A 24,229-nucleotide genomic window follows, 5' to 3' on the forward strand; every position below is an offset into this window, starting at 1 on the left:
GTCGAGACACCATGGCCAGACGTACTCACAACCGCGGTCCGCTGACCGCACTGGCGGTGCGGGTGTCCGCCGCCAAGGCCGGTCTCGGTCCGCCCACGACGCGCTACACCGTCAGCCGCGATATCGACGTCGTCACCCGTGACGGCGAACGGCTGCGCACCGACCTGTACACGCCGTCGGACCCGTCGGGCACCGTCCTCATGCGCACCCCGTACGGCCGTGCGAACCTGCCGGCAACCGTCACCGCCGGGCTCTACGCCGAGCGTGGCTATCGGGTCGTCTTGCAAAGCGTGCGTGGCACTTTCGGCTCCACCGGCACCTTCGAGCCCGGGGTCAGCGAGGCGGCCGACGCTGCGGACACCGTGGCCTGGATGCGCACCCAACCGTGGTTCGACGGCCGGTTCGCCACCGTCGGGGCGTCCTATCTCGGCTTCACCCAGTGGGCGCTGCTGTCCGACCCGCCACCGGAGCTGACCACCTCGATCATCGCCATGGCGCCGCATAATTTCGCCGAATCCGGTTGGAGCACCGGATCGTTCGCCCTCGCCGATTTCCTGACCTGGAGCTACCAGGTGGCTCATCAGGAGAACGGCGGGACGCTGCGCACCGTGGCGCGGGCGCTCACCACGTCGCGCCGGTTGCGCGCCCCGCTGCGCACCGTGCCGCTGCGCGACGCCGCGCGGCGCATCCTCAAGGGACGGGCCGGCTGGCACGAATCGTGGCTGCGCACCCCCGATACGGCGCACCCGTACTGGCAGCCCAGCCGGCTCGGCGGCGCGCTGCAGCGCGCGGGGGTGCCGGTGCTGCTGCTCACCGGTTGGCAGGATGTCTTCCTGACCCAGACCCTGGAGCAGTACCGCCGCCTCGTCGACCGCGGTGCCGAGCCGGCCCTGATCGTCGGCCCGTGGACCCACGGCGAGGGCGGCGGTGACCTCATCCGGGAATCGCTGAGCTGGCTGGCCGGGCCCCGATGGTCCGGGGCACGGATTCACGTCACCGGTAGCCGGGAGTGGCGGGATACGCCCGAATGGCCGCCCGCCACCGCGGATTCCGTGCTGTACCTGCGACCGAGAGCCGCGCTGGGGGACCGGCGCCCCGACGGTGACGGCGCACTGGCCCGGTTCGTGTTCGACCCGACCGATCCGACCCCGACCGTCGGTGGCCGGCTGCTGTTCACGCCGAGCGGTTACCGCGAGGACGGCGCCTTGGCCGCGCGCGCCGACGTGGTGACCTTCAGCACCGCGCCGTTGCGACACGCGCTGGAGGTGCTCGGCACGCCGCGGATCGAACTCGTGCACCGCACCGACACCGGGTTCGCCGACGTGTGGGTGCGGATCAGCGAGGTCGGCGCCGACGGGCGTTCCCGCAATGTGAGCGACGGTTATGTGCGCCGGGAGGCCGGGGCGCCGCCGGTGCTGCAGCTGGATCTCGACCCGATCGCGCACCGGTTCGCGCGTGGATCCCGGCTCCGGCTGATGATCGCGGGCGGATCGCATCCGCGCTATGCCCGCAACCACGGCACCGGCGAACCGGCGTGGACCGCGAAGCGGATGGTGCCCACGGCCCACGAGATCGGTGCCGGGTCGCGGCTGCTGCTGCCGGTGCCGCGTTAACGCAGCTTCAACACCACTTTGCCGGTGGCACTGCGGTTTTCCAGCGAGGCGATGGCCTCGGCGGCCCGCTCGAACGGGTACACCACCGGCTCCGGTGCGGGCACCGCGCCGGAGGCCAGCAGCGGGGCCAGCTCCGCCCACTGCTGCGCCAGATAACCCGGGTGGGTCATGGTCCAGGCGCCCCAGCCGACGCCGATCGCGTCGACGTTGTTGAGCAGCAACCGATTCACCTTCACCGTGGGGATCTCGCCGCCGGTGAAGCCGACCACCAGCAGCCGCCCGCCCGCGGCCAGGGAGCGCAGCGAATCGGTGAACCGGTCCCCGCCGACCGGGTCCAACACGATGTCCACCCCGCGCCCGCCGGTCAGCTCGGTCACCGCGTCCTTGAACCCGTCGGCCAGCACCACGTCGGATGCTCCTGCGGCCCGGGCGATCTCACCCTTGGCCTCGGTGCTCACCACCGCGATCACCCGGGCGGCCCCCAGCGCCGGGGCCAGCCGCAGCGTCGAGGTGCCGATCCCGCCGGCCGCACCGTGCACCAGCACCGTCTCGCCGGCGGCCAGCCTGCCGCGGGTGCGCAACGCGAAGTGCACGGTCAGATCGTTGAACAGCACGCCGGCGCCGGCCTCGAAGGACACCGAGTCGGGCAGCGCGAACACCCGCTCCGGCGGCAGCGTCACCACCTCGGCCATCCCGCCGGTCAGCAGGGTCAACCCGGCCACCCGGTCCCCGGCCGCCACCGGCGCACCCTGCGGTGCGCTGCGCACCACCCCGGCGATCTCCGCGCCGGGGACGTAGGGCAGCGGCGCCTTGTACTGGTACAGGCCACGGGTCTGCAGGGCATCGGGGAATGCGACGCCGGCCGCGTGCACCTCGATGACCACCCCGTCGGAGTCCGGTTCGGGGATGTCCACCAGCTCCGCCGCCGACGGGCCGTCCAACCGGGGGATGTGTATGGCGCGCATGAGGCACCATTTAACATCCCGGCGTGATCAAGGCACGTGCCGCGGTGCTCCGCGAACCAGGTCAGGACCCGCAGCTCGCCGATATCGAACTGCGTGACCCGGTGGCCGACGAGGTGCTGGTCCACATCGACGCGGTCGGCATCTGCCACACCGATATCAGCGTCGCCTCCTGGTTCACCAAGGTGCCCGTGGTGTTCGGGCACGAGGGCACCGGCACCGTGGTCGCCGCCGGGCCGCAGGCCCGCGACCGTATCGGGGCCCGGGTCGTGCTCACCTTCGCCAGCTGCGGTGCCTGCCCGAACTGCGGTGCCGACCGGCCCGCCTACTGCGATCAGTCGGCCCAGCTCAACATGCGGGGCAGCCGCCGCGACGAAACCAGCGCGCTGAGGCTGGACGGCGAACCCATCACCGGCGGTTTCTTCGGCCAGTCCAGCTTCGCCACCTACGCCATCACCCGGTCGCGCAACGCGGTCACGGTGCCCGACGCGATCGCACCTGCGTTGGCCGCCCCGCTGGGCTGCAGCGTGCAGACCGGGGCCGGCGCGGTGCTCAATGTCGTCGCCCCGACGGCCGACGACCCGGTGGTGGTGTTCGGTGCCGGTGCGGTCGGCCTGTCGGCGGTGATGGCGGCGCGCATCGCCGGCTGCCGCACCATCATCGCCGTCGACCCGATCACCGCCCGCCGGGACCTGGCCACCGACCTGGGCGCGACCCACACCTTCGACCCCGGTGCCGATGTCGCGGCCGCGGTGGGCGAACTCACCGGTGGCGCCGCCGCTGTCATCGACACCACGGCCCGCCCGGACGTCGTCGCTGCGGCGGTCGGGCTGCTGCGTTCCCGTGGCACCCTGGCGCTGCTCGGGCTGGGCGCCCCGACGGCCGAGTTGCCGGTGGCGCTCATCATGGCCAAGGGCATCACGGTGCGCGGGGTGGTCGAAGGCGACAGCGACCCGCACACCTTCCTGCCGCGGCTGGCCGATCTGCATCTGCGTGGCGAACTACCGCTGGACAAGTTGGTGGCCGCCTTCCCGTTCGACGACTTCGGACGCGCCTGGGCCGCCGCGAAGGCCGCCGAGGTGATCAAGCCCGTCCTGGTCACCGCGTAGACTGACGGCCCCGGCAATGTGGCCGGGGACGATTGGAGCACGCAGATGACGCTTCCACCGCTGCCTCCCGGCCGCACCGTGGCGGTCCGCTCGAATGACGGCACCCGGCTGCATGCCCAGGTCTTCGGGCCGGACCACGGTTACCCGATCGTGCTGGCCCACGGCATCACGTGCGCCATCGGGGTGTGGGCGCATCAGATCGCCGAATTGGCCGGCGAGTACCGCGTCATCGCCTACGACCACCGCGGGCACGGCCGCAGCGAGGCCCCGCGCCAGCGCCGCCGGTACAGCCTCAATCATTTGGCCAGCGATTTGGACGCGGTCCTCGATGCGACATTGGCGCCGGGGGAGCGCGCTGTCATCGCCGGGCACTCCATGGGCGGTATCGCGATCACGTCGTGGTCGCAGCGCTACCCGCGGCGGGTGCTGCACTGCGCCGACGCCGTGGCGTTGATCAACACCACCACCGGAGACCTGCTGCGAGACGTGCAACTGGCCCCGGTGCCCGCGCCGCTGTCACAGGCCCGGATCCGCACCGCAGGCACCTTCCTGAAGACGTTCGGGGCCACCCCGATCCCCAAACTGGCAGGCGGACCCAACAAGCGGTTCGTCGAGTACCTGGCCGTCGGGCGGGACGCGGACCCGGAGGTGGGTGACCTGGTGTACCGGCTGTTCGCCGCCACCCCGCCGGCCGGCCGCGGCGGCTGGGCCCGCGTGCTGGTGGACAGCCTTGGTGCCACCCATATTTCGCTGCTCAACCTGACGGTGCCGACGCTGGTGATCGGCAGCAGCAAGGACCGGCTGCTGCCGATCAACGCCTCCCGTCACATCGCCGAGCACCTGCCGAACCTGGCGGCATTTGTCGAGCTGTCCGGCGGGCACTGCGCCATCCTGGAACGGCCCGCCGAGGTGTCACAGCAGCTGCGGGCGCTGGCCGAATCGGTTGCCCGCCAACAGCTCAGCTCGTGAGGTAGCCGGTCACCTCGGTGGCCGCGCGCTGACCTGAGCGCACCGCGCCGTCCAGGAACCCGGTCCATTCGTCGGCCGTCTCGGTGCACGCCCAGAACACGCCGTCGACGGGGGCGCGCAGCGCATGCCCGTAATCGGTCCAGGCGCCGGGCGGTACCGCCGCCGTCGGGCCGCCGGGCGCGAATTCCTCCGTACCCCAACAATGATCGAGATAGTCGATGGGTGTCGCGGCGGCTTCACCGAACAGCGCGGCGAAATTGCGCAGCGCTCGGTCGCGACGCTGCTGAGGGGGCAGCGGGTCGAAGCTGCGTGAGTCGGCGAATCCCAACAGCACGCCGGGCCCGTCGTCACCGGGGCTGACGTCGAAGGTGATGAACACCGGTCCCTCATCCGACAGGGCCTCGCCCGAGCAGCCGTCGGCCCGCCAGAACGGCTTGTCGTAGGCGGCATAAGCCTTGCTCAGATTGCCCTGCGGCCAATGGGCTATCAGGGCTCGATGGTCGTCGGGCAGCGCCGGTTCGAAGGTGATCGCGCCGCGGTGCGCCGGCGGGATCGCCACGATCACGGCCCGTGCCTCCCAGGACTCGGTGTCGGATTCGACGCGATACCCCGTGCCGTCCCCGATGATGCGGCGCACCACGGTGTTCAGCCGCACCGTCAGGTCCTCGGCCATCCGGACGGCGATCTGCTGGGTGCCGGCCGGGAAGCGGTCCTGTTGGGCACCGCCCTCGACGTCGAGCATGGGGCCCAGGCCGCCCGCCGCCTTGACGTAGCGCACCGCGTGCAGCATCGACACCGCGTCCGGTTCACAACCCCACGTCACCCGCGACATGATCGCCATCAGATTCCGCGTCGACGCGTTGGCGTGCACCGAGCGCAGCCAACTGTCCAGGCTGCGCCGGTCCAGGCGCTCGGCCGCGGGCGCCGCCCACGGGTCGGTCACCGGGATCAGCTTGGCCAGCCGCTCGAACCGCCACTGGATCCGGGACACGTCGAACAGTTCGATCAGCGACAGCTTCGGGATGGTGCTGCGGTAGGACCGCACCCGCCCGTGCCAGTCGATCAGGTTCTTGCCGCGGCAGTAGGTGGGCACGGTGTCGCAGCCCAGTTCGGCCGCCAGCTTCAGCACCGCGGTCTGGGTGGGGCCGACGAAGGTGGCACCGAGGTCGACCGGCACGCCGGCGATCGTCGTGGTGTGCGAGCGGCCGCCGACCCGGTCGCGCCCCTCCAGCACCACCACGTCGTGTCCCCGTCTGGTCAGTTCGCGCGCCGCCACCAGCCCCGCGAACCCGGCTCCCACCACGATCACATCGCCCACGGCCTCAGTCTGCACCGAAGAACCGCCGCTGCGCACTAGGGTGAGCCGCTGTGAAGGTCATGACGGCGTTGTACGGACCGACCGATGCCATCGAGCGTGCGCGGGCGTTGCGCGATGCCGGTGCCAGTGGGGTGTTCACCTTCGAAGGGCCGCACGACGTGTTCACCCCGCTGACGCTGGCCTCGACGGTCGGCGGCCTGGATCTGATGACCAATGTGGCGATCGCGTTCCCCCGCAATCCGATTCATCTGGCGCACCAGGCGATCGACCATCAGATCCTCACCGGCGGCCGGTTCACGCTGGGGCTGGGCACCCAGATCCGCACCCAGATCGAGAAGCGGTTCGGCGCCGACTTCGACCGGCCGGTGGCGCGCATGACCGAGCTGGTGGCCGCCCTGCGGGCCATCTTCACCACCTGGTCGACGGGTGAACGGCTGGATTTTCGGGGCGAGTTCTACCGGCACACCCTGATGACCCCGACCTTCACCCCGCGTGACAACGTCTACGGGCCGCCGCCCATCTATGTCGGCGCGCTCGGGCCGAAGCTGACCCGCGCGGTCGCCGAGCACGCCGACGGCCTGCTGGTGATGCCGTTCGGGTCGAAACGTTTCCTCAACGAGGTGACCATGGCCGCGGTGGACGCCGGCCTGAGTGCGGCAGGTCGTGGTCGGGCGGATCTCGCGATCGTTCCGGAGGTCATCGTGTCGGTCAGCTCCGACACCAATCCCGACCATGCTGCCACCCGCCAGTTGCTGGCCTTCTACGGTTCCACCCCGGCGTACCGGCCGGTGCTGGAGGCGCACGGCTGGGGCGAGCTGCAGCCCGAACTGAACGCGCTGTCCAAGCAGGGCCGCTGGGCCGAGATGGGCGGGCTGATCGACGACGATGTGCTGCACACCATCGCCGCCTGTGGCACTCCCGCCCAGGTCGCCGCCCATATCGCGGACCGGGTGCGCGGGGTGTCCGACCGGGTGTGCATCTACCAGCCCGGACCGATCGCGGTGGATTCGCTGGCCCAGATCGTTGACGCACTGCGTACCTGAGCACCTATGGTGGTGGTACGGCGCAGGACCACGAGGAGGTCGTCCATGGGCGAGGAGCACGTCGAGTCCGGGTTGATCCCTGGCGTCGCCCCCGAATTCACTGATGTGCTGATCATCGGGGCGGGCATCTCCGGCATCAACGCCGCCTACCGCATCCACGAGCAGAACCCGCGGCTGACCTACACCATCCTGGAACGTCGCGAGCGCATCGGCGGCACCTGGGACCTGTTCCGCTACCCGGGTATTCGCTCCGACAGCGATATCTTCACCCTCAGCTTTCCCTACGAGCCGTGGACCCGCGAGGAGCACGTCGCCGACGGTGCCGATATCCGTGCGTACCTCACGCACACCGCCCGCAAGTACGGCATCGACCGGCATATCCGGTTCGGCACCCGGGTGCTGTCCGCCGACTGGGATTCGGCGACCGACACCTGGTCGGTGCGCACCGAGTCCGACGGGGTACCGGCCACCCGCCAGGCCCGCTTCCTGTTCTTCGGCACCGGGTACTACGACTACGACCACCCGCACACCCCGCCGATCGCGGGGATGGACGACTTCACCGGTACGGTGGTGCACCCGCAGTTCTGGCCCGAATCGTTGGACTACGCCGGCAAGAACATCGTGGTGATCGGGAGTGGAGCCACCGCGATCAGCCTGGTTCCCGCGCTGGCCCGCACGGCCGGTCACGTCACCATGCTGCAACGTTCGCCCACCTACATGATGGCCATGCCCGCCGTCCCGGCCGTCATGCAGACCGTCCGGAAGCTGTTGCCGGACAAGCTTGCTCATCGCTTCATCCGGTTCCGCAACGCCTGGATGCACTATGCGCTGTTCCTGTTCTTCAGGAAGGCGCCGGGCCTGGGCCGGCGATTGATCCGCAACAGGACCATCGCGCGCCTGCCCGCGGGTTATCCCGTCGACGTGCACTTCAAGCCCCGCTATCGACCCTGGGACCAGCGAATGTGTCTGGTGCTCGACGGGGACCTGTACGAGGACCTCGGTGCGGGGCGCGCCGACATCGTCACCGATCACATCGATCACGTCGACGCCACTGGCATCGTGCTGGCCGGCGGTGGCCGGCTGGACGCCGACATCATCGTCACCGCAACGGGGTTACAGCTGCAGGCGCTCGGCGGGATCGAGTTGCGCATCGACGGACAGCGGATCGAGCCCACCGACCGGTTCGTCTACAAGGAGCACCTGCTCGAAGAGGTGCCGAACATGGCGTGGTGTGTCGGATACACCAACGCGTCGTGGACGCTGCGCGCCGACATGACGGCGAAATCGGTGGCGAAGCTGTTGGCGTACATGGATACCCACGGCTATACCCACGCCTACCCGCACCGCAACGGTGTGCCGATTCAGGAGAAACCGGCGTGGGACATCAACGCCGGCTACGTGGCGCGGGCGCCGCACGCACTGCCCAAGTCCGGTACCCGCCGGCCGTGGAACGTGCGGCACAACTACGGCCTGGACGTCATCGACCACCGGTTCGATCGGATCGAGGAGTCGATGGTCTTCGGGCGTGCGCCGGCCCGCACGCTAGCCGAACCGGCGCCGGTACAGGTGGTAGGCCAGCAGGGCCACGTGTAGCGGTCCCCATTCACCGGGGAGGTAGTCGCGGGCGGGGCGCAACCGGCGGGCCAGCGTCGGTGCCTCGTCGTGGACGATCTGTCGCGCCCGGCGCGCGTGGAAGGTGTTGGACGCGATCTTGATCGCCGGGCTGTCGGTCATCAGCGGGATCGAGTTCACGATGTTCTGCACGGTGTTTCGCGCCCGATCCTCCACGGTGACGTTCGCCGGCGGCACCCCGAGACGGGTGACGGCGTAGTCGGCCATCAGCGCCGCCTCCGGCACCGGTGTGCGCACCGCGGCCCCGGAGAAGATGAACCGCGCCGTCGACGGATCGGTCGAGCGGACGGCGATGCGGACCCGCCACTTCCACAGCGCGGTGATCGGGCACCCCAGCACCAGGACGGTTTCGCCGGGCACCGGCGCATCGCCGGCACTCTCGGTCAGCTCGCGGGAAGCTCGCCAGGTCACCCACTCCGCCGCGCCGAAAACCAGGACGGCCGGCACCCACACCCGTTTCGACGCCATCGCTCCATTCGACCACGCTCACAGAATCCGGATGGTCAGCCCCGTCGCCAGTAACCGGGTGGCCGACAACCCGAATGTCGTCTTGAACCGGTCGGCCAGGTGCGAGGGGCTGGCGAAGCCGGCTTTCGCCGCGGCGGTGGTGAGGTTGTGCCCGGCCGCCAGTTCGGCGCCGGCGCGGATCAGTCGGCTCCACATCCGGTAGCGGCGCAGGCTCGATCCGGTCTCCTGGCGGAATAGGTGCAGGAACCGCGATTCGGACAGCCCGGCAGCCGCCGCCAGCTCACGCGCTGGGGTCTGCGTGCTGGGATCGTCGCGAATTTGCTTGGCCACCAGCTCGATCCGGGCGTCGATCACGTCGATCGCGACCGGCGCCGCCGCGGCCAGCCACCGCGCCGCCGCGGCATCATCCTGCGGCACGGTCAGCAGGGTCCGCTGTGCGTCGTGGTGCACGCCGATCTGGTGATCGAACTCGGTGAACCGCTGCCGGCAGGGCCGGGTGCGCTCGGACGCGGGGTCGAGGTAACACGACACCAGGCGGCCGTCGACCGCCAGGTGGTGGGTGAGCCGCGGTGGGATTAGCGCGGAGCGGGCCACGATCCGGCGGGTGCCGACGGTGACGGTCAACGGCGCGTCGATACCCACGGCCAGACACCACACCGATCCGGAATGCGGTTCCAGGCCCAGCCCGGGGCCGGCGTAGAGCGCCTGTCCGGGGCTCAACCACACCGCGGGATAGCAGGTTTGTGGAAGCGCCGCCGGATTCGCGCTGGGCATGCTGGACTCCTGATCGCTGACGAAACAGGAGGTTACCGTGGTCGAAGTGGTCATTGCGGTGTTCTTCGCCGGGATGGGCGTCTACGCACTGGCCGCGCCGGCGGCCATGTTGGGTCCGTTCGGCGTCACGCTCGGCACCGCGACCGCGCGCTCGGAGGTGCGGGCCGTCTACGGCGGATTCGGTCTGGCCATCGCCGCGGTGCTGATCTACGCCGTCCGGGTGCCCGAGGTGCGCACCGGTGTGCTCGTCACCGTGGGTGCCGCCCTGGCCGGGATGGCGGTCGGTCGGCTGGCGTCGGTGTTCGGTGAGCGGACACCGTTCTACCCCAACTGGTTCTACTGCCTGGTCGAAGCCGTGGGCGCGGCGGTGCTCTTCTGGTCCGTCTAGGGAGCCACGGTCAGCCAGTCGGCGAACCCGGACGGGTCGTGCCGGCCCAGCGCGCCGTGCTCGAACAGGCCCCACCCCTCGGCCGGGGCGCGGTCACCCTCGGTGCACACCGCCCGGCCGACGTGGTCGATCACCCCGAAGCCGGAGCGCCCGATGATGGCCGGGTCGGTCATGTCGTAGGTGAGCCGTTCGGTGAACTTCTCGCCCCGCCACACGCCGTGCGTCCAGTCCGAATCACCGCCGTAGCCGCCGCCGACGTGAATCGGCACCGGCAGTTTGGATTCCACGTCGAACCGGACCGGCGAGCCGTCCTGCGCGGTCGCGTCGATCGTCGCGCCGGTGGGGATGCGGGTGCCGGAGCGGTAGTGGATCCGCACCCGCGGCCAGCCCAACTGTTCCACCCGCCCGTCCTTCCAGATGCGGGTGCAGTCGTTCAACGACCGGAATCCGTTGGGCTCCTCCTGGATGATCAGCACGATCGAGAAGTCGTCGAATGCCATCGGCACGTACAGCCACCACATACCCTCGAACGGGGGATCGGCGGGCCGCCCGGCGGGCTCGGCCTCACCGATCGGTCGGATACCCCAGGACCGGTCCCGGGATCCGATCCACACCGCGGGATCGACGGTGATCCGCTCCCCGTCGATCTCCAAAGTGCCTCGCCATGAACCCAATTGGGCGAATCGCTGGGCGTCCAGGGTCACCCGGTTGCCCTGCCGCATGATGTGCGGTTGTTCCTGCACGACGTCGAACAGTCCGGTCCAGGTGAGATCGGCGGCGATGCCGTCGGTTTCGTCGAGGGTGATGCGCAGCGAGTGCAGCGGGTCGGTGACGTCGACGCGGTAGCCCAGCACATGCTGGTGCAGCCGGTCGGCGTCGATGGCATCGGACAGGTGCACGGCGGTTTGGGTGTCCCCGCGCCTCAGCAACAGGAAGGCGTCTTTCACCCCGAGGTTCGGGTAGTACCCGATCCCGGTGATGACGAAGATGTCACCGGTGCGGTCGTGGGCGTTGAAGTAGGACCGGTCGTAGAAGTTGCGGTCCGACGTTCCCGGCCAGGCGATCGGCTTCGGGATCTGGTGGACCGGGAATTCGTCCATCGGGCCAAGCATCAGTGCTCCTCTTCCAACAGTCGTCGCAGCAGGGAGGCGTGGTAGAACGTCGACTCCACGTCCTCGGGTTTGTCCATCTCGCCGAAATGCACGCGGCGTGCGGTGGTGCGCATGAACACGCAACACCAGATCACCCCGGAGTAGATGTAGAACCAGCGCAGGTCACCGAGGGTGACGCCGGTCAGGCCTTCGTAGGTGGCCCGCACATCGTCCTCCCGCAGGACATCCGGCAGGCCCGGTAGCCCGGCCAGTCCGGCCAGTTCCTGGAACACCATGTGGGCGAAGATGATCCACGAGACGTCGAGTTCGCGGGGTCCGACGGTGGCCATCTCCCAGTCCAGGACCGCGGCGGGGCGGAAATCCTGGTACAGCACATTGCCGATGCGGGAGTCCCCCCAGGCCAGCACCGGGGTGGTGGCGGCGACGTCGGTGGGGAAGTTGTCCTCCAGCCAACCCAGCGCCCGTTCGACGAGTTCGGAGCGGCCGATGTCCGGGACGGCGAACTCGTACCAGCCCTTGAGCCAACCGAAATGCCGGCGCAGCGGGGTGTCCCCGGCCGGGTCGGCTTCGATGAGGAACGAGAACCGTTGGGCCGCATCGGGGATGGAGTGCAACTTGGCGAGCACCTCGACGGTGCTGTCCTGCAGTTCGCGTCGGCGCTCGGCCGGTGCGTCGGCGAACCAGTTGCCGCCGAAGGTGTACGGCATGACATCGGGCGGGACCACGCCGTCCACCCGGTCCATCAGGAAGAACGGCGTGCCCAGCACGTCACCGGTGGTGTCGATCCAGCGGACGCGGGGGACCGGGACGTCGGTGAGTTCGCCGACCTGGCGGATCAGCTCGAATTGATGGTCCAGCCGGTAGGACGAGAACACCGGAACGTCGGCGGCGGTGGGGGCGACCCGGGCGACCAGGTTCTGCTGCGTGCCGTGCCAATCGACGCTCAGCAGCAGCGTCTCCGAGGACATGCCGTTGGCGTCGACGCCGCTGTCAACGGTGACCGTGGGGGTGCCCTTGCCGGGCAGTTGCGTCGCCAGCCACTGCGCGATCGCGGCGGGCACGGCGCCGATATCTCGGCTGGAATGCTGCAGGCGGCTGACGTCTTCGACGGCCGGTTCGTTCGACACGGTGTTCCTTCCCGTACCAATTACGCTACGATCGGTAGCGTTATGAAAGCAGACTCACCTACGGTTGACAAGGGGGCGGGCCGACCCCGTGATCCCCGCATCGACGCTGCCATACTCGGCGCCACCGCGGATCTGCTTGTGGAGATCGGCTATTCGAATCTGACGATGGCCGCCGTCGCCGAACGCGCAGGCACCACCAAGACGGCGCTGTACCGCCGGTGGTCGAGCAAGGCCGAGTTGGTGCACGAGGCGGCGTTCCCCACCGCGCCGACCGCGCTCGGCATGCCGGAGGGTGACATCGCCACCGATATCAGGGCCATGATCGCCGCCGCCGGGGCGGTGTTCACCAGCCCGGTGGTGCGTGCCGCGCTACCCGGGGTGATCGCCGACATGGCCGCCGACCCGCAGCTCAGCCAGCGGGTGATGAGCCGCTTCACCGGGCTTTTCGACATCGTCCGGGACCGGCTGGTGCACGCCGTCGAGCGCGGTGAGGTGCACCCCGATATCGACCCGGACCGGCTCATCGAGGTGATCGGCGGGGCCAACCTGCTGCGCATGCTGCTGGTGCCGGGCTGGGAGATCGACGATGAGTGGATCGACCAGACCACCGCCATCGTCGTGCACGGCGTCATCCGCTAACCCATCCCGCCCTGCAACCTATGCGTATGGTCGTTGGCGTGTCCGTGTTATCGACGCCCGTCATCGCCGACGCGCTCGCGCGCCTGTTCGCCCGCGTCGTCAATCCCAGCCCGAAACCGGGGGTGCGGTTTCCCGAGTTCGTCGTCGACAGCGCCGAGGTCAGCATCCCCACCCGGCACGGCGACACCCCGGCCACCGTGTACCGCCCCGACGGTCCGCCGGCCGGGGTGTACGTCAACATCCACGGCGGTGGCTTCGTGGTCGGGCACCGCGAACAGGACGACCCGTGGTGCCGCTTCCTCGCGGCGCGAGCCGGCGTCACCGTGGTCAACACCGACTATCTGCTTGCTCCGCACCACCGTTTCCCGACCCCCGTGGAACAGCTCTACGACGTGGTGACCTGGGCGGCAGCGCAGGAGGCCGCCGACATGCTCTGCGTCGGCGGGCAGAGCGCGGGTGGCAACCTGTCGGCCGCCGTCGCCCGGATGGCGCTGACGCACGCAGGCCCGTCGATCGCATTGCAGGTTTTGCACTACGCACCCCTGGATTTGGTGACGGCGACCGCCGAGAAGCGGTCACCGCTGGCCGCCAAGGCCATCATGAAACCGTGGATGGGTGAGGTGTTCGACACCGCCTACATACCCGAGGTCGCACGACGGCGGGACCCGTTGGCCTCACCGGCCTGGGGCGACAACGCCGATGACATCGCCGGTATCGCGCCGGCTTTGGTGATCGCCTGCGAGTACGACCGGCTGCGCGACGAAGCGGCGGCCTACGCCAAGAGCCTCGACGCGGTCGGGGCCCTCGTCGATTACGTCGAGGTGCCCGCTGTCGACCACGGCTACAACATCATGAGCGACGCCACCGAGGTGACCCGCGGCATGTACGAACTGATCGCCGGGCAGGTGCGCCGGGCCGTCAGCCGGTGAACTGCTGACCGTTGACCAGATCCAGCAGGGGCTGGGGCAACGCGCCCAACGCGAAGGTGACGGCGGCGGTGATCGTCACCGTCGCCGAACTCAACATGCTGGGCACGACGACGGTCGGCGCGTCCTCGGGTGGGTCGGTGAAGAACATCAGCACGATCACCCGGACGTAGAAGTAGGCGGCCACGGCGCTGGCCACCACACCGATGATCACCAAGGGTGCGGCACCGCCTTCGGCGGCGGCCTTGAACACCGCGAACTTGCTGACGAAGCCGCTGGTCAGCGGGATTCCGGCGAATGCCAGCAGGAACAACGAAAAGACTACGCCCACCACGGGATAACGCCGCCCCAGGCCGGCCCACCGGGCCAGTGCGGTGGCTTCCTCGCCGTCGGCGCCGCGCACCAGGCCGGCCAGCGCGAACGCGCCCAGCGTGCTGAAGCCGTAGGCGAACAGATAGAACAGTGTCGCCGCCAAGCCGGCACCGTTGAGCGCGATGACGCCGGTCAGGATGAACCCGGCATGGGCCACCGACGAGTAGGCCAGCATCCGTTTCACGTCGTTCTGGGATACCGCGGTGACGGTGCCGACGACCATGGTGACGATCGCGATGACCCACAGCACCGGACGCCAGTCGTCGGCCAGGCCGGGCAGCGCCACGTAGAACAGCCGCAGCATCGCGCCGAATGCCGCGATCTTGGTGGCGGCCGCCATGAATGCCGTCACGGGCGTGGGAGCGCCCTGATAGACGTCGGGTATCCAGGAATGGAACGGCACCGCGCCGACCTTGAACAGCACTCCGACCGAGACCAGCGCCGTGCCGACCAGCGCCATCGAGGTGTCGCCGCCGGTCCGCACCGCCGAGGCGATGCCACTGAGGCCGAAGGTGCCGGAGAATCCGTACAGCAGCGCGATCCCGTACAGGAAGAACGCCGATGAGAACGCGCCCAGCAGAAAGTATTTCAGCGCGGCTTCCTGGGACAGCAGCCGGCGCCGACGCGCCAGCCCGCACATCAGGTACAGCGGCAGCGAGAACACCTCCAGGGCCACGAACATCGTCAGCAGATCGTCGGCGGCCGGGAACAGCATCATGCCGGCGACCGCGAACATCGTCAGCGGGAACACTTCGGTCTGGGCCACAACCGCTTTCGCGGCGATCTTCTCCGCCACACTGCCCGGCACCGCCGCGGCTTGCGGGGTGAAGGCGTCCAGGCCGCCTTCCTCTTCGGTGGGCAGCCGCCGTTCCGCGATCAGCAACGTGCCGAGGATGCCCACCAGCAGCAGGGTGCCCTGTAGGAACAGTGCCGGCCGGTCCACGGCGACGGCGCCCACCGCCACCGGGGCACCCGTACCGTCGAGCGCCGACGTCACCAGCACCACCGCCGCCAGCGCGGCCAGTTGGCCGCCGATCGCGAGCACCAGTTGTGCGGCGTAGCGGACGCCGCGCGGCAGGAATGCTTCCACCAGCACCCCGGCCACCGCCACCCCGAGGATGACGAGAACCGGTGCGAGCTGGAAGTATTCGATGGACGGTGCCTCAATTCTCATCGGGCCGCACCCTCCGCGGTCGGGACGGGATCCTGCTGATGGATGGTGCGCAACGTGTGGTCGACGGCCGGGTTGATGACGTCGAGCGCCGGTTTGGGATAGATGCCCAGCACCAGCAGCAGCGCGATCAGCGGCGCCACCACGGCCAGCTCGCGCGGCACCAGGTCCCGCAGCCGCTCGTTACCCTCCTTGACCGGGCCCGTCATCATCCGCTGGTACGCCCACAGGATGTAGATCGCCGAGAGCACCAGGGCGGTCACCGCGAACACCGCCATCGCCGGGTAGCGGGTGAACGTGCCGATCAGCACCAGGAATTCGGAGATGAACGGTGCCAAGCCCGGCAACGACAGCGTGGCCAGCCCGGCGATCAGGAACGTGCCGGCCAGCACCGGCGCCACCTTCTGCACGCCACCGAAGTCCGCGATCAGGCGGGATCCGCGGCGCGACACCAGGAATCCGGCGATCAGGAACAGCGCCGCCGTGGAGATGCCGTGGTTGACCATGTACAGCGTGGAGCCGGACTGGCCCTGGCTGGTCATCACGAAGATGCCCAGGATGATGAAGCCGAAATGCGAAATCGACGTGTAGGCGATCAGGCGCATCACGTCGGTCTGGCCGATCGCCACGATCGCGCCGTAGACGATGCCGATCACCGCCAGGGTGATCACCAACGGCCGGAACGTCATCGACGCGTCCGGGAAGAGTTGCAGGCAGTACCGCAACATGCCGAACGTGCCCACCTTGTCGACGACGGCCATCATCAGCACGGCCGTGGCCGGGGTGGCCTCCACCGCCGAGTCCGGTAGCCAGCGATGGAACGGCCACAGGGGTGCCTTCACCGCGAAGGCGAACATGAACCCGAGGAACAAGGCGTTGAGCACGGCGGGGCTGGCGCCCAGTTCACCGCGTGACGCGGCACCGGCGATGGCCCGGAAGTCGAATGTGCCACCGAGCGGATCGGCCGTCACCACGTACAGACCGATCACCGCGGCCAGCATGATGAGGCCGCCGAACAGGTTGTACAGCAGGAACTTCACCGCCGCGGCCGACCGGTTGGCCCCACCGAACCCACCGATGAGGAAGTACATCGGAATGAGCATCGCCTCGAAGAACACGTAGAACAGCAGCACGTCCAGGGCCACCAGCGAGATCAGCACCATGCCCTCGACGGCGAGCGTCAGGGCCAGGTAACTCTGGGTGGACCGGGTACCGAAGCGCGTCTCATCCGCGCCGCCCTGCGCCCCGCCGTCGTTCCAGCCCGCGACCAAGAGCAACGGCACCAGCACCGCGGTGAGCACCACCAGAGCCAGCGCGATCCCGTCGACGCCGAGGAGATATCCGGTGCCGAACGACGGAATCCATTGACGGTCTTCGACGAACTGGAACTGCGGCCCGCCCGGATCGAACCGGACCGCCAACACCAGCGCGATGGCCAGCACCCCCAGCGAGACGACCAGTGCCAGGTAGCGCGCGATCTGTTTGCCGGGCAACACGATCACCACCGCGGCACCGACGATGGGTACCGCCCACAGCGCGCTCAGCCAGCCGATGCCGTTCACCAGATCCTCACCACCAGGAACGCTCCGATCACCAGGGCCGCACCGCCGAGCATGGACAGCGCGTAGGAGCGGGCGAATCCGGTCTGCCACGACCGCATCCGCCGCGAGAGGTCACCGATCCCGGCGGCCAGCCCTCGCGTCACCCCTTCGACGGCGTCATCGTCGATCTCGACCAGGCCCGCGGTGAGCTGCTGCCCGGGCCGCATGAAGACGGTTTCGTTGAACCGGTCGCCGTACAGGTCGGCCCGGGCGGCGGCGGTCAAAGCCGAACCCGCCGGGGCGGTTTCGGGGACGGGACGGGCGGCATACAGCCGGTAGGCGATAGCGACGCCGACCGCCACCACCGACAAGGTGATCACCGTCATCACCCACACCGGGACCGCGCCGTGCGCTTCATGGCTGCCCGCCGGGTTCACTACGGGCTCCAACCAGTGCGCCAGCGTGCCGCCGACGGCCAGCAGCGCACCGGCGCCGACGGAGCCGACGGCCAGGACGATCATCGGGGCGGTCATGACGCCGGGCGACTCGTGCGGATGAGCGGTCTCTTCCCAGCGCTTGTCACCGAAGAACGTCATCAGCATCACCCGGGTCATGTAGAACGCGGTGATCCCGGCGCCCAGCAGCGCCGCCCCGCCGAGCAGCCAGCCGCGTGCACCGCCCGCCGCGAACGCGGTCTCGATGATGGCGTCCTTGGAGAAGAACCCGGCGAACGGTGGCACGCCGATGATCGCCAAGTAGCCCAGCCCGAACGTCACGAAGGTCACCGGCATGTACCTGCGCAATCCGCCGTAGCGGCGCATGTCGGTTTCATCGTTCATGCCGTGCATCACCGAGCCCGCGCCCAGAAACAGCCCGGCCTTGAAGAAGCCGTGGGTGAGCAGATGCATGATCGCCACCGCGTACCCGGCCGGCCCCAGCCCGGCCGCCAACACCATGTAGCCGATCTGCGACATGGTCGACGCGGCAAGGGCTTTCTTGATGTCATCCTTGGCGCAGCCGATGACGGCACCGAACAGCAGTGTCACCGCACCGACGATGGTGACGGCCAGCTGCGCATCGGGAGCCAGGTTGAACACCGGTCCGGACCGGACGATCAGGTAGACGCCCGCGGTGACCATGGTGGCCGCGTGGATGAGTGCCGAGACCGGCGTGGGGCCTTCCATCGCATCGCCCAGCCAGGACTGCAGCGGCACCTGCGCGGACTTGCCGCAGGCGGCCAGCAGCAACAGCAGGCCGATCGCGTTGAGCGACCCGGCCGACAGTGCCGGTGCCGTCTGGAAAAGGCCGGCGTACGAGACGGTTCCGGCGACGCTGAACATCACCATCAACGCCAGCGCCAGGCCCATGTCCCCGACGCGGTTGACGATGAACGCCTTCTTGGCCGCCGTCGCCGCCGACGGCTTGTGCGACCAGAACCCGATGAGCAGGTAGGACGCCAGCCCCACGCCCTCCCAGCCCATGTACAGCCCGAGGTAGTTGTCGGCGAGCACCAGCAACAGCATGGCCGCGACGAACAGATTGAGGTACCCGAAAAACCTTCTGCGGTCCGGGTCGTGTGCCATATAGCCGATGGAGTACAGGTGGATCAGCGAACCGACCCCGGTGATCAGCAGCACGAAACAGATGGACAGGGCATCGACCTGCAAGCCGAAATCCACCGTCAGCTCGCCGACCGGCACCCAGGTGAACAGCGTCTGGTGGATCACCCGGTCCTCGGCGGCGCGGCCGGCCAGGTCTGCGAACAACACCGCACCGACGACGAACGACGCCAGCGCCGTGGCGCAACCGAGCAGGTGCCCCCAGGCGTCGGTGGCCCGGCCGCCGAGCAGCAGCACGGCCGCACCGGCCAGGGGGAGGGCGATCAGCAGCCAGGTCATCAGTTCCTCAGCAGACTGGCCGCGTCCACCGAGGCCGAGCGTCTGGCCCGGAAGATGGTCATGATGATGGCCAGCCCGACCACCACCTCGCAGGCCGCCACCACCATGGTGAAGAACGCCACCACCTGACCGCCCAGGTGACCGTGCATGCGGGAGAAGGTGACAAAGGCGAGGTTGGCCGCGTTGAGCATCAACTCGACGCACATGAACATGACGATCGCGTTGCGCCGCAACAACACTCCCGCCGCGCCGATGGTGAACAGCAACGCCGACAGGTACAGGTAGTTCGCCGGGTTCATTTTCCACCGCCTGTGCGGGGCACGAGGATGGTGCTCACCGATGTCCGCGCGGCGGTGCCGTCGGGCAGCCGGGCCGGGATGTCCACAGCGTTGTGCCGGGCATACACGCCGGGGTTGGGCAGCGTGGTCGGATATCCGCCCGGGCCGAACCGTTCGACGGCAAGCTCGCGCTGGGTCTTGCGGCGGTCGAACCTCTCCCGGTGCGCCAGCACCATGGCGCCCAGGGTGGCGGTGATCAGCAGGGCGCTGGTGAGCTCGAATGCCCACACGTACCGGGTGAAGATCAACACCGCCAGGCCCTGGACATTGCCGCCGGCGTTGGCCGAGTCCAGGCCGGTGAACCCGTTGACCGACACGTTGCCGATACCGCCGATCAACAGCACCCCGAAACCGATACCGGCGATGGTGGCCGCCACCCGTTGGCCGCGAATGGTCTCGACCAACGACTCCGACGAGTCGACGCCGATCAGCATGAGCACGAACAGGAAGAGCATCATCACCGCGCCGGTGTAGACCACCACCTGCACGATGCCCAGGAACAGGGCGTCCTGCGCGATGTAGAGCACCGCCAGGTTGATCATCGTGATCGCCAGGAACAACGCCGAGTACACGGCCTTGGTGGCGGCCACCACGCCGAGCGCGCCCAGCACGGCCAGCGTCCCGACGACCCAGAAGACGACGGCTTCCGCGGTGGAGGTCATTGCGCCGACTCCCGTTGGCGGGCAAGGCCGGTGGCGGTGATGTTGCCGCGGTAGTAGTCCTCGTCGGTGCTGCCCGGCGCCATCTCGTGCGGTGGCGCGGTCATCTCCGGCGTCAACGGCGCCAACAGCTTGTCCTTGCCGTAGATCAGGTCGGCGCGGTTGTCGTCGGCCATCTCGTAGTCGTTGGTCATGGTCAACGCGCGGGTGGGGCATGCCTCGATGCACAGCCCGCACCCGATACAGCGCAGATAGTTGATCTGATACACCCGGCCGTAGCGTTCGCCGGGCGAAAACCGTTGTCCCTCGGTGTTGTCGGCGCCTTCGACGAAGATCGCGTCGGCCGGGCAGGCCCAGGCGCACAGTTCGCACCCGATGCATTTCTCCAGCCCGTCGGCATAGCGGTTGAGTTGGTGGCGGCCGTGATAGCGCGGCGCCACCGGCCCCGGTTCCTCCGGATACTGCTCGGTGATCGGCTTCTTGAACATCGTCTTGAAGGTGACGCCGAACCCGGCGAGTGCATCACCGACCTTGGACATCTGCGACCTCCTTGTTCGGGAGCGGTGGCACCGGGAAGGCCCCGGCGTCGGGTGGCGGCGGCGCGACGGTGGTGTTGTGCCGCACCGCATGCCAGATCAGCAGCAGCAGCGCGGCGCCGGCGAGGGCGCCGATGCTGACCACCGCCGTCATCCAGGACGGGCTGCCCTCGGCGCGCAGCTGATGCGTCACCGCGACGACGACGATCCAGCCCAGCGACAGCGGGATCAGCACCTTCCAGCCCAGCGCCATGAACTGGTCGTAGCGCAGCCGGGGCAGGGTGGCCCGCAGCCAGATGTAGAAGAAGAGGAACGTCCACACCTTGGCGACGAACCACACCAGCGGCCACCAGCCCGAGTTCGCGCCGTCGATCAGGTTGAACGGGAACGGTGCGTGCCAGCCGCCGAGGAACATCGTGGTGGCCAACGCCGACACGGTGGTCATGTTGACGTACTCGGCGAGCATGAACATCGCGAACTTCAGCGACGAGTATTCGGTGTGGAAGCCGCCCACCAGTTCGCCTTCGGCCTCCGGGAGGTCGAACGGCGCCCGGTTGGTCTCGCCCACCATCGACGTGACGTACACCAAGAACGACGGCAGCAGTAGGAAGACGTACCAGGTGTCGTGCTGGGCGGCCACGATGCCGGACGTCGACATGGTGCCCGCGTACAGGAACACCGCGGCGAACGACAGCGCCATCGCGATCTCGTAGGAGATCACCTGGGCGCTGGAGCGCAACCCGCCCAGCAGCGGATAGGTGGACCCGGATGCCCAGCCCGCCAACACGATTCCGTACACCCCGATGGAGGTGACCGCGAGGACGTACAGCACCGCCACCGGCAGGTCGGTGAGCTGCAGGGGCGTGGTGTGCCCGAACACCGACACGGTGCCACCCATCGGGATGACGGCGAAGGCCATGATCGCCGGGATCACCGACAGAACCGGGGCCAGCAGGTAGATCGGCTTGTCCACACCGGCCGGGATCAGGCCCTCCTTCAGGGCGAGCTTGATCCCGTCGGCCAGGCTCTGCAGCAATCCGAACGGGCCGACCCGGTTGGGGCCGAACCGCATCTGCATGCGGCCCAGCACCTTCCGTTCCACCAGGATGGCGACCAGCACGGTGAGCAGCAGGAAGACGAAGATGCCGAGGGCCTTCGCGATCATCAGCCACCACGGGTCGTGGCCGAATGCGCTCAAATCCGGGGAGGTCATGCCGGCTCGATTCGCACGATGGATCCCATGCCCGCCCCGAGCGTGCCGTGCACATGCGAGCCCGGTGAGTTCAGCGGCAGCCACACCACCCGATCCGGCATGTCGGTGATCTCCAGGGCCAGGGTGATGGCGCCGCGGTCGGTACTCACCCGAACCGCGTCCCCGCACCCGGTCTCGGCGGCCGTGGCGGCCGACAACCGGGCCACCGCCGGCCGGGCGGTACCGGCCAGATACGGTTCGCCGTCCTGCAGCCGGCCGTCATCCAGCAGCATCCGCCACGACGCCAGCACCGCCTCGCCCGGACCCGGCTGTGCCGGGACGGCCCCGACATCGGGTGCGGATGCCGGCGCACCTTGCCACACCCCGAGCCGGGCGATGTCGGCACGCACCCGCGCCGCGTCGGTCAGACCCAGGTCCACCCCCACCTCGTCGGCCAGTGCGGCGAGCACCCGCATATCGGAGGTCGCCGACGGGGGCAGGGCGCCGTCGAACGGGCGGGGCCGGCCCTCCCAGTCGACGAAGGCGCCGCTCTTCTCGGTGACCGGTGCGACGGGGAACACCACGTCGGCGCGTTCGGTGATGGCGCTGTGCCGCACCTCCAAGCTGACCACGAAGCCGGCGGCCTCGACCGCGGCCAGCGCCGCGGCCGGGTCGGGCAGGTCACCGATCTCCACGCCGCCGACCAGCAGGGCCTTGATGTCACCGGCCGCGGCGGCGGCCAAGATCCCCGCCGTGTCCCGGCCCGGGCCCTCGGGCAGCTCTTCGACGTTCCAGGCGGCGGCGACCTCGGCGCGCGCGGCCGGATCGGCGATCGGCCGGCCGCCCGGCAGCAGGTTCGGCGCGGCACCGACCTCCAGCGCGCCACGCTCCCCGGCGCGCCGCGGCACCCAGCCGATCCGGGCGCCGGTGGCCTGGGCCAGGCGCAGGACCGCGGAGTAGGCGCCGGGTGCGGCCGCCAGCCGTTCACCGGCCAGGATGATGCTGCCGGTGGGCAACTCGGTGCCCAGCCGGTCCAGGGCCATGGCCTCGGCACCGGGTGCCGCGCCGATCAGCCGGCCGTTCAACTTGGCCAGTCCCCGGCTGGCGAACGGGGCGACGGCGATCACCGGTAGCCCGGCTCTGCGGACGGCCTTGCGCAGCCGCAGGAAGACGATGGGGGATTCCTCCTCGGGTTCCAGCCCGGCCAGCACCACCGCGGGAGCGGTTTCCAGGTCGGCGTAGGTCACCGCGAACGACCGGCCCGCCACCGCGTGGGCCAGGAACTGGGCCTCCTCCGCCGAGCCGGCCCTGGCCCGGAAGTCGATGTCATTGCTGCCCAACATGATCCGGGCGAACTTGGCGTAACCGTAGGCATCTTCGACGGTGAGGCGGCCGCCGGTCAGCACCCCGGCGGGTCCGGCGGTCAGTCCGCGCAGCGCCACCGCCACCGCCTCGGACCAGGACGCCGGCCGCTGGCCGCCGTCGGCGTCCCGCAGCAGCGGGGTGGTGATCCGGTCACCCTGGGTGGCGTACGCGAACGCCCACCGACCCTTGTCGCAGTTCCATTCCTCGTTGACCTCCGGGTCGTCACCGGCCAACCGGCGCAACACCTTTCCGCGCCGGTGGTCGGTGCGCTGCGCACACCCCGAGGCGCAGTGCTCGCACACACTGGGGGTGGACACCAGATCGAAGGGGCGGGCCCGGAACCGGTAGGCGGTGCCGGTGAGCGCGCCGACCGGGCATATCTGCACGGTGTTGCCGGAGAAGTAGGAGTCGAAGGGTTCACCGTCGGCGATGCCCACCTGCTGCAACGCGCCCCGCTCGAGCAGCTCGATGAACGGGTCCCCGGCGATCTGGTTGGAGAACCGGGTGCAGCGCGCACACAGCACGCAGCGTTCCCGGTCCAGCAGCACCTGCGATGACAGGTTGATCGGCTTGGGGTAGGTGCGCTTGACGTCGGTGAAGCGGGAGTCGCTGCGCCCGTTGGACATCGCCTGGTTCTGCAGCGGGCACTCACCACCCTTGTCGCACACCGGGCAGTCCAGCGGGTGGTTGATCAGCAGCAGCTCCATCACCCCGCGCTGGGCCTTGTCCGCCGCCGGCGAGGTGAGCTGGGTGCGCACCACCATGTCCGGGGTGACCGTGGTGGTGCACGACGCCAGCGGTTTGCGCTGCCCCTCCACCTCGACCAGGCATTGCCGGCAGGCACCCACCGGGTCCAGTAGCGGATGATCGCAGAACCGCGGGATCTGGATGCCCATCAGCTCGGCCGCGCGGATCACCAACGTCCCCTTGGGCACGCTGATCTCGTGGCCGTCGATGGTCAGCGGCACCATCTCGACCGCCGAGGTCTCCCGGGCTCCTTCGGCCAGCGTCATGCGCGCACCCCCTCCGTGTGTGCGGTTTCATCCGCGACACGCCGCCTTCCGCGGATGAGATCGC

The 24,229-nt window shown here is 69.3% G+C and carries 22 protein-coding genes; 8 read left to right on the forward strand and 14 right to left on the reverse strand.

Features of this window, described 5'->3' with window-relative positions:
* The first annotated feature begins 11 nt into the window (after nucleotides 1-11).
* The gene (locus BN977_RS25135) at nucleotides 12-1,613 is read left to right on the forward strand and encodes a CocE/NonD family hydrolase (protein ID WP_036402325.1); all 1,602 of its coding nucleotides are present in this window, start codon (nucleotides 12-14) and stop codon (nucleotides 1,611-1,613) included.
* Here BN977_RS25135 and BN977_RS25140 read toward each other — a convergent pair.
* A complete protein-coding gene (locus BN977_RS25140) occupies nucleotides 1,610-2,578 on the reverse strand; it encodes an NADPH:quinone oxidoreductase family protein (RefSeq protein WP_036402326.1) in 969 nt (322 codons plus the stop codon). The two genes, BN977_RS25135 and BN977_RS25140, sit on opposite strands and share 4 nt — an antisense overlap.
* A gap of 23 nt (nucleotides 2,579-2,601) precedes the next feature.
* Here BN977_RS25140 and BN977_RS25145 point away from each other — a divergent pair, with 23 nt between their 5' ends.
* Nucleotides 2,602-3,684: an NAD(P)-dependent alcohol dehydrogenase gene (locus tag BN977_RS25145; protein WP_036402327.1), complete on the forward strand. Its 1,083-nt coding sequence runs from the start codon at nucleotides 2,602-2,604 to the stop codon at nucleotides 3,682-3,684.
* 45 nt (nucleotides 3,685-3,729) lie between these two features.
* Entirely contained in the window at nucleotides 3,730-4,653 is a 924-nt protein-coding gene (locus tag BN977_RS25150) for an alpha/beta fold hydrolase (protein WP_036404376.1), read from the forward strand.
* On the opposite strand, the gene BN977_RS25155 is transcribed toward BN977_RS25150, so the two are convergent.
* Entirely contained in the window at nucleotides 4,643-5,971 is a 1,329-nt protein-coding gene (locus BN977_RS25155; RefSeq protein ID WP_165576370.1) for a flavin monoamine oxidase family protein, read from the reverse strand. The genes BN977_RS25150 and BN977_RS25155 overlap by 11 nt on opposite strands.
* Before the next feature lie 59 nt (nucleotides 5,972-6,030).
* On the opposite strand from BN977_RS25155, the gene BN977_RS25160 reads away from it, so the two are divergent.
* Together BN977_RS25160 and BN977_RS25165 are read left to right on the forward strand one after the other, a co-directional pair.
* Nucleotides 6,031-7,014: a TIGR03617 family F420-dependent LLM class oxidoreductase gene (locus BN977_RS25160; RefSeq protein ID WP_036404381.1), complete on the forward strand. Its 984-nt coding sequence runs from the start codon at nucleotides 6,031-6,033 to the stop codon at nucleotides 7,012-7,014.
* 45 nt (nucleotides 7,015-7,059) lie between these two features.
* The gene (locus BN977_RS25165; RefSeq protein ID WP_051561890.1) at nucleotides 7,060-8,607 is read left to right on the forward strand and encodes a flavin-containing monooxygenase; all 1,548 of its coding nucleotides are present in this window, start codon (nucleotides 7,060-7,062) and stop codon (nucleotides 8,605-8,607) included.
* Here BN977_RS25165 and BN977_RS25170 read toward each other — a convergent pair.
* Together BN977_RS25170 and BN977_RS25175 are read right to left on the reverse strand one after the other, a co-directional pair.
* On the reverse strand, nucleotides 8,557-9,114 hold the full coding sequence (locus BN977_RS25170) for a YdcF family protein (protein ID WP_036402328.1): 558 nt from the start codon (nucleotides 9,112-9,114) through the stop codon (nucleotides 8,557-8,559). The genes BN977_RS25165 and BN977_RS25170 overlap by 51 nt on opposite strands.
* Before the next feature lie 18 nt (nucleotides 9,115-9,132).
* The gene (locus BN977_RS25175) at nucleotides 9,133-9,888 is read right to left on the reverse strand and encodes an AraC family transcriptional regulator (RefSeq protein ID WP_036402329.1); all 756 of its coding nucleotides are present in this window, start codon (nucleotides 9,886-9,888) and stop codon (nucleotides 9,133-9,135) included.
* 37 nt (nucleotides 9,889-9,925) lie between these two features.
* Between BN977_RS25175 and BN977_RS25180 the strand changes: the two genes are divergently transcribed.
* Nucleotides 9,926-10,276: a DUF4345 domain-containing protein gene (locus BN977_RS25180; RefSeq protein ID WP_036402332.1), complete on the forward strand. Its 351-nt coding sequence runs from the start codon at nucleotides 9,926-9,928 to the stop codon at nucleotides 10,274-10,276.
* Here BN977_RS25180 and BN977_RS25185 read toward each other — a convergent pair.
* Both BN977_RS25185 and BN977_RS25190 read right to left on the reverse strand, forming a co-directional pair.
* Nucleotides 10,273-11,388, reverse strand: coding sequence for an Rv3169 family protein (locus tag BN977_RS25185; RefSeq protein ID WP_036402335.1), 1,116 nt, complete (start codon nucleotides 11,386-11,388; stop codon nucleotides 10,273-10,275). The two genes, BN977_RS25180 and BN977_RS25185, sit on opposite strands and share 4 nt — an antisense overlap.
* Nucleotides 11,388-12,515 (reverse strand): phosphotransferase family protein, encoded by a 1,128-nt coding sequence (locus tag BN977_RS25190; protein ID WP_036402337.1) that lies wholly within the window; start codon nucleotides 12,513-12,515, stop codon nucleotides 11,388-11,390. Before BN977_RS25190 ends, BN977_RS25185 begins: the two co-directional genes overlap by 1 nt.
* Nucleotides 12,516-12,557: 42 nt before the next feature.
* On the opposite strand from BN977_RS25190, the gene BN977_RS25195 reads away from it, so the two are divergent.
* Together BN977_RS25195 and BN977_RS25200 are read left to right on the forward strand one after the other, a co-directional pair.
* Nucleotides 12,558-13,154: a TetR/AcrR family transcriptional regulator C-terminal ligand-binding domain-containing protein gene (locus BN977_RS25195; protein ID WP_024454811.1), complete on the forward strand. Its 597-nt coding sequence runs from the start codon at nucleotides 12,558-12,560 to the stop codon at nucleotides 13,152-13,154.
* A gap of 38 nt (nucleotides 13,155-13,192) precedes the next feature.
* Nucleotides 13,193-14,083, forward strand: coding sequence for an alpha/beta hydrolase (locus BN977_RS25200; RefSeq protein ID WP_036402345.1), 891 nt, complete (start codon nucleotides 13,193-13,195; stop codon nucleotides 14,081-14,083).
* On the opposite strand, the gene nuoN is transcribed toward BN977_RS25200, so the two are convergent.
* Genes nuoN through BN977_RS25240 form a run of 8 tightly spaced genes read right to left on the reverse strand, consistent with a single transcriptional unit; the run spans nucleotide 14,073 to nucleotide 24,165 of the window.
* Nucleotides 14,073-15,626 carry an NADH-quinone oxidoreductase subunit NuoN gene (nuoN, locus tag BN977_RS25205; protein WP_036402347.1) on the reverse strand — a complete coding sequence of 518 codons (1,554 nt, stop codon included), beginning with the start codon at nucleotides 15,624-15,626 and terminating at the stop codon, nucleotides 14,073-14,075. The two genes, BN977_RS25200 and nuoN, sit on opposite strands and share 11 nt — an antisense overlap.
* Entirely contained in the window at nucleotides 15,623-17,185 is a 1,563-nt protein-coding gene (locus BN977_RS25210; RefSeq protein ID WP_036402349.1) for an NADH-quinone oxidoreductase subunit M, read from the reverse strand. The genes nuoN and BN977_RS25210 overlap by 4 nt, the downstream gene beginning before the upstream one ends.
* Nucleotides 17,182-19,062, reverse strand: a complete 1,881-nt coding sequence (gene nuoL / locus BN977_RS25215; RefSeq protein WP_024454807.1) for an NADH-quinone oxidoreductase subunit L — start codon at nucleotides 19,060-19,062, stop codon at nucleotides 17,182-17,184. Before nuoL ends, BN977_RS25210 begins: the two co-directional genes overlap by 4 nt.
* Nucleotides 19,062-19,361, reverse strand: coding sequence for an NADH-quinone oxidoreductase subunit NuoK (gene nuoK, locus BN977_RS25220; protein WP_024454806.1), 300 nt, complete (start codon nucleotides 19,359-19,361; stop codon nucleotides 19,062-19,064). Before nuoK ends, nuoL begins: the two co-directional genes overlap by 1 nt.
* Nucleotides 19,358-20,062 (reverse strand): NADH-quinone oxidoreductase subunit J, encoded by a 705-nt coding sequence (locus tag BN977_RS25225; protein ID WP_024454805.1) that lies wholly within the window; start codon nucleotides 20,060-20,062, stop codon nucleotides 19,358-19,360. The genes nuoK and BN977_RS25225 overlap by 4 nt, the downstream gene beginning before the upstream one ends.
* Nucleotides 20,059-20,688 (reverse strand): NADH-quinone oxidoreductase subunit NuoI, encoded by a 630-nt coding sequence (gene nuoI / locus BN977_RS25230; protein ID WP_407661211.1) that lies wholly within the window; start codon nucleotides 20,686-20,688, stop codon nucleotides 20,059-20,061. The genes BN977_RS25225 and nuoI overlap by 4 nt, the downstream gene beginning before the upstream one ends.
* Complete coding sequence (nuoH, locus tag BN977_RS25235; protein WP_036402352.1) at nucleotides 20,582-21,808, reverse strand: NADH-quinone oxidoreductase subunit NuoH; 1,227 nt, start codon at nucleotides 21,806-21,808, stop codon at nucleotides 20,582-20,584. The genes nuoI and nuoH overlap by 107 nt, the downstream gene beginning before the upstream one ends.
* Nucleotides 21,805-24,165 carry an NADH-quinone oxidoreductase subunit G gene (locus tag BN977_RS25240; RefSeq protein ID WP_036402355.1) on the reverse strand — a complete coding sequence of 787 codons (2,361 nt, stop codon included), beginning with the start codon at nucleotides 24,163-24,165 and terminating at the stop codon, nucleotides 21,805-21,807. The genes nuoH and BN977_RS25240 overlap by 4 nt, the downstream gene beginning before the upstream one ends.
* Nucleotides 24,166-24,229 lie beyond the last annotated feature (64 nt).

Origin of the sequence: Mycolicibacterium cosmeticum (genome assembly GCF_000613185.1) — a bacterium.
In the GTDB taxonomy this organism is placed as follows: Bacteria; Actinomycetota; Actinomycetes; order Mycobacteriales; family Mycobacteriaceae; genus Mycobacterium; species Mycobacterium cosmeticum.

What these genes read in the sequence shown, in the direction of transcription:
- BN977_RS25160 (WP_036404381.1), top strand. Translation starts at nt 6,031, where the DNA reads ATGACGGCGTTGTACGGACCGACCGATGCCATCGAGCGTGCGCGGGCG.
- BN977_RS25170 (WP_036402328.1), bottom strand. Translation starts at nt 9,114, where the DNA reads ATGGCGTCGAAACGGGTGTGGGTGCCGGCCGTCCTGGTTTTCGGCGCG.
- BN977_RS25150 (WP_036404376.1), top strand. Translation starts at nt 3,730, where the DNA reads ATGACGCTTCCACCGCTGCCTCCCGGCCGCACCGTGGCGGTCCGCTCG.
- nuoI (WP_407661211.1), bottom strand. Translation starts at nt 20,688, where the DNA reads ATGCGGTGCGGCACAACACCACCGTCGCGCCGCCGCCACCCGACGCCG.
- BN977_RS25165 (WP_051561890.1), top strand. Translation starts at nt 7,060, where the DNA reads ATGGGCGAGGAGCACGTCGAGTCCGGGTTGATCCCTGGCGTCGCCCCC.
- BN977_RS25135 (WP_036402325.1), top strand. Translation starts at nt 12, where the DNA reads ATGGCCAGACGTACTCACAACCGCGGTCCGCTGACCGCACTGGCGGTG.
- BN977_RS25225 (WP_024454805.1), bottom strand. Translation starts at nt 20,062, where the DNA reads ATGACCTCCACCGCGGAAGCCGTCGTCTTCTGGGTCGTCGGGACGCTG.
- BN977_RS25195 (WP_024454811.1), top strand. Translation starts at nt 12,558, where the DNA reads ATGAAAGCAGACTCACCTACGGTTGACAAGGGGGCGGGCCGACCCCGT.
- nuoK (WP_024454806.1), bottom strand. Translation starts at nt 19,361, where the DNA reads ATGAACCCGGCGAACTACCTGTACCTGTCGGCGTTGCTGTTCACCATC.
- BN977_RS25175 (WP_036402329.1), bottom strand. Translation starts at nt 9,888, where the DNA reads ATGCCCAGCGCGAATCCGGCGGCGCTTCCACAAACCTGCTATCCCGCG.
- nuoN (WP_036402347.1), bottom strand. Translation starts at nt 15,626, where the DNA reads ATGAGAATTGAGGCACCGTCCATCGAATACTTCCAGCTCGCACCGGTT.
- nuoH (WP_036402352.1), bottom strand. Translation starts at nt 21,808, where the DNA reads ATGACCTCCCCGGATTTGAGCGCATTCGGCCACGACCCGTGGTGGCTG.
- BN977_RS25240 (WP_036402355.1), bottom strand. Translation starts at nt 24,165, where the DNA reads ATGACGCTGGCCGAAGGAGCCCGGGAGACCTCGGCGGTCGAGATGGTG.
- BN977_RS25185 (WP_036402335.1), bottom strand. Translation starts at nt 11,388, where the DNA reads ATGCTTGGCCCGATGGACGAATTCCCGGTCCACCAGATCCCGAAGCCG.
- nuoL (WP_024454807.1), bottom strand. Translation starts at nt 19,062, where the DNA reads ATGACCTGGCTGCTGATCGCCCTCCCCCTGGCCGGTGCGGCCGTGCTG.
- BN977_RS25140 (WP_036402326.1), bottom strand. Translation starts at nt 2,578, where the DNA reads ATGCGCGCCATACACATCCCCCGGTTGGACGGCCCGTCGGCGGCGGAG.